This is a genomic window from bacterium, assembly GCA_040755795.1.
GTDB lineage: Bacteria > UBA9089 > CG2-30-40-21 > CG2-30-40-21 > SBAY01 > JBFLXS01.
Genome location: JBFLXS010000701.1, coordinates 1 through 1,315, shown reverse-complemented (window position 1 = coordinate 1,315; position 1,315 = coordinate 1). Strand labels below are relative to the sequence as shown.

Here is a 1,315-nt window from a genome sequence, read left to right as displayed (position 1 = left end):
CGAAATCTTCCTTTGCGCTCTTTGCGGTTAAATCTTTATACCTTTAAAAAACTTGAACATCAAGTAATAGAAATTTATGGAAATTTGTTGTTTTCCACAATCAATTTCTACCTATTTCTATAAATTTTAATCTATATTCTATTATCTTATCTCCATATCACTCTTATCTCCTTATCCCCTTTCTTACACTTTTGATATATAGCCTGAACGGTTACCCTATGGAGATACTACAAAACTTTCAATCACGGCACAATCTCCCGCCGTCCGAGGCAACGATTGTTAGGCTCTGGCTTATTTTTCACTTATTGAGTCTCGTTTGAGATGCAATCTACCAACTGTATTTTCTCTCTCATAGTCAATAGTCACTTCTGCTCCTGTAAACGCCTTCTGGGAGCAATTTCCAATAACACATCATCTAATGTTGGTTCATTGCTTTCTTTCAAGTCTCCTTCATCTACATGTTTATGATGGGGAAAAGTCAGAATATGAGGGTGATGAGGGGCATTATCGTATCGAAAGACCATGGTATGGTCTTTATCCATATACTGATAGCGATATTTAATCTTCTCGCTCACATCCGCATCTTTAACTTCCACAAACTCAAGTTGAGTGTCATCGTCAAACAGAATTATGCCTCTGATAAAACCTTGTTTCGCATTGTAAACTTTCTTTACTGAGTGTATATGATCGTACATTAGGAAAAGATTGAATTGTCTTCTCGACAGATTCAAAATAGGCTTCAATCATTGTAATTCCTCTATTTTTCGACTGTTTTGTTGAAACATCTCATAAATGCCTGCCCAAATCATAAAGTCTTCCGTATCTTTTATCGAACCCGTTTGAAATTGCTGATAGAATTCCTTTGTTTCCAACTGATATTTCTGCTCAAATTGCTGTAAATCTAATCGAATATTGAGAAGAGCCCGTTTTAATTCAGCAATTTGATATGCAATGATATTTTTGGCAAATACCTCTTGATTGTGATACTGAGCAAGAATTTTTCGGAAGCGTTCTTCCGTCTGTGGCTGTAACTGTAATTGAATATTGACCATGATTTTTATCACTCCATTCTAATACTCGATATTCAAGTTTTTTTAAGATTAAGTGGTTTATCCTTTTTTAACCGCAAAGAACGCAAAGATTATAGTGCTCTGTTAAGATTGAATTTGCATGTTACTTAGGTAATCGGTAATCGGAGATAACAGGTCATTGTTTTCTCTTCACCGATAACCTGATAACCGATAACTTTCTAAACATAGCAAAGCAAACTTAACAAAGCAATAGGTTGTTCACCACCTTATTTTCCTTCCTTTGC

At 35.3% G+C, this 1,315-nt stretch carries 2 protein-coding genes; both read right to left on the bottom strand.

The window, feature by feature from the left end:
• Positions 1-362: 362 nt before the first annotated feature.
• Positions 363-695, bottom strand: coding sequence for a DUF6516 family protein (locus AB1414_21060; GenBank protein ID MEW6609902.1), 333 nt, complete (start codon positions 693-695; stop codon positions 363-365).
• Between the two features lie 48 nt (positions 696-743).
• On the bottom strand, positions 744-1,064 hold the full coding sequence (locus tag AB1414_21055) for a hypothetical protein (GenBank protein ID MEW6609901.1): 321 nt from the start codon (positions 1,062-1,064) through the stop codon (positions 744-746).
• Positions 1,065-1,315 lie beyond the last annotated feature (251 nt).

What these genes read in the sequence shown, in the direction of transcription:
- AB1414_21060 (MEW6609902.1), bottom strand. Translation starts at nt 695, where the DNA reads ATGTACGATCATATACACTCAGTAAAGAAAGTTTACAATGCGAAACAA.